This window comes from Microbacterium sp. CPCC 204701 (assembly GCF_004010105.1).
Lineage (GTDB): Bacteria > Actinomycetota > Actinomycetes > Actinomycetales > Microbacteriaceae > Microbacterium.
Genome location: NZ_RRYE01000464.1, coordinates 1 through 2061, shown reverse-complemented (window position 1 = coordinate 2061; position 2061 = coordinate 1). Strand labels below are relative to the sequence as shown.

Annotated in this window: 3 protein-coding genes; 2 read left to right on the top strand and 1 reads right to left on the bottom strand. The window is 71.8% G+C overall.

The window, feature by feature from the left end; genetic code table 11:
- Both EIO58_RS19015 and EIO58_RS16820 read left to right on the top strand, forming a co-directional pair.
- Window positions 1-587, top strand: a 587-nt coding sequence (locus EIO58_RS19015; protein WP_164861816.1) for a hypothetical protein, incomplete at its 5' end; no start/stop codon positions are given.
- A complete protein-coding gene (locus EIO58_RS16820) occupies window positions 584-1516 on the top strand; it encodes a nucleoside hydrolase (protein ID WP_127820433.1) in 933 nt (310 codons plus the stop codon). The genes EIO58_RS19015 and EIO58_RS16820, both read left to right, overlap by 4 nt.
- On the opposite strand, the gene EIO58_RS16815 is transcribed toward EIO58_RS16820, so the two are convergent.
- Window positions 1489-2061 (bottom strand): LacI family DNA-binding transcriptional regulator (locus EIO58_RS16815; protein ID WP_164861815.1); only part of this gene is annotated, 573 nt, incomplete at its 5' end. The two genes, EIO58_RS16820 and EIO58_RS16815, sit on opposite strands and share 28 nt — an antisense overlap.

Here is a 2061-nt window from a genome sequence, read left to right as displayed (position 1 = left end):
CGCCGGGCGGCCTCGACCCGCACTCGCCGACGTTCCAGCTCTTCTCCGACGTGCTGTACGTGGGCGTGCTGATCTTCGGACTCTCGCTGCTCGTCATCACGTGGTTCGCGGCGCTGAGCGCCGGCGTCGAGGCGCTGCGGACCGCGCGACGGACCGATCGGCACGTCAGCGCACGCGCCGTGTGGGGCGCCTTCGCGAACCGTGTGCTGCGGCATCCGCTCTCCCACATCGTCGCCCCGACGCTCGTGACCGCCCTGCTGGTCATCGACGTCGTGCTGCTGCCCTACGTCGCGCCGGGCGAGGTGTGGGCGCTGGTGCTGCCGATCGTCCTCGCCGCGGGACTCGGCGCGGTCGCGCTGCGGGTCGCCGGTACCTGGCGTCGCGACACCGCGCCGCGAGTCCTCTTCGCTCGCGCGTGGCGACGGATGTCGGAGGACGCGGCCGGATCCGCGCTGCTGGTGCTCGCGGTGGCCAGCGCCGGTGCGATCCTGGCTGTCGCGCCGATGCTCGCGTTCGTGATGCCGGGGCTGCTCGCCCTGGCAGCCGTCGCCATGGACCGCGGCCCTCAGGAGGACGAGAAGCCATGATCATCGACGACCCGCGCACCCGCCGCGTCATCATCGACTCCGACGTCAAGAACGAGGCCGACGACCAGTTCGCGGTGGTGCACGCGCTGCTCTCGCCGACGCTCGACATCCGGGGGATCGTCCCCGCGCACTTCGGCGACGAGCGCTCCGCGACGTCGATGCTCGACTCACGGCGCGAGCTCGATCACCTGCTCGATCTGCTCGGCCGGCCCGGCGGAGTCCCCGTCGCGAACGGGGCGGAGCACGGGCTGCCGGACGCAGACACGCCCGTGGACAGCCCCGGGGCGCGGCTGATCATCGACGAAGCGCGCCGCGCGGACGCGGGGCCACTGTTCATCGCCTCTCTCGGGCCGCTGACCGACATGGCCAGCGCCCTGCTGCTCGCACCCGACATCGCCGACACCGACACGACGGTCATCTGGATCGGCGGGCCGCCCTACGGCGATCGCGAGTGGCGCGGCACGTGGCCCGAGTTCAACCTCCGCAATGACATCCACGCCGCCAACGTGGTGTTCGGATCCGGCATCGACATCTGGCAGGTGCCGTCGAACGTCTACCGGCTGGCGAGCGTCGGTTATGCGGAGCTCCGGCGCCGGGTCGAGCCCTGCGGTGAGCTCGGCCGCTACCTCGCCCAGACCGTCGTCGACTTCAACACCGCCCACCACCGTGTGCCGGTCGAGTCTCGCTCACTGGGCGATTCGCCCGCCATCGCCCTGGTGCTCGACCCGTGGTGCGCCTCGTTCCGCAGGCAGTCGCCCGTGCGGTTCACCGACGAGGGGCACTGCGTCTCGGCCGACCGGGGTGGAGACGTGCTCGTGGTCGAGCAGATCGACGTGCGCTTCTTCCTCGAGGACATGTTCGCCAAGCTCGCGGAGTTCGGCGAGACCGGTGACGCCGCTCGTCAGGCGGGCGCGGGTCCCGTGCTCTGACGAACGACGAGCGTGCCCTGCACCCACACCGGACCTGCCGCCGGCTGACCGGCCATCGCGTCCTGGAGCTGGGCCCACGCCATACCGCCCATGGAGGCCTGGGGAACCGACACCGTCGTCAGGTGCGGCCGGCTGAACCGCGCGAACGGGATGTCGTCCACGCCGACGACCGAGAGGCGGTCCGGCACCGGCACGCCGAGGTCGTCAAGGCGCGACAGCAGGCCGATCGCCAGGAGGTCGTTGAACGCGATGACGGCCGTCGCACCGCTGTGCAGCACCGCTTCGGCCACCTCCCAGCCGGCGTCGAGCGACGTGCCGACTTCACGGCGCTCGACGACGAGACCCGGATGCCGCGCTTCGGCGTCGTCGATTCCCTCCAGGCGCAGCCGGTTCGAAGCGCTGGACAGCGGCCCGCCCAGGTACAGCACCCGGCGGTGGCCGTGCTCGGCGAGGTGGTCGGCGACGAGGCCGATCGCGTGGCGGTAGTCCATCGCCAGCTGCGGCACCGCATCCGTCACCGTCCTGTTGATGAGGGCGACCGGCCG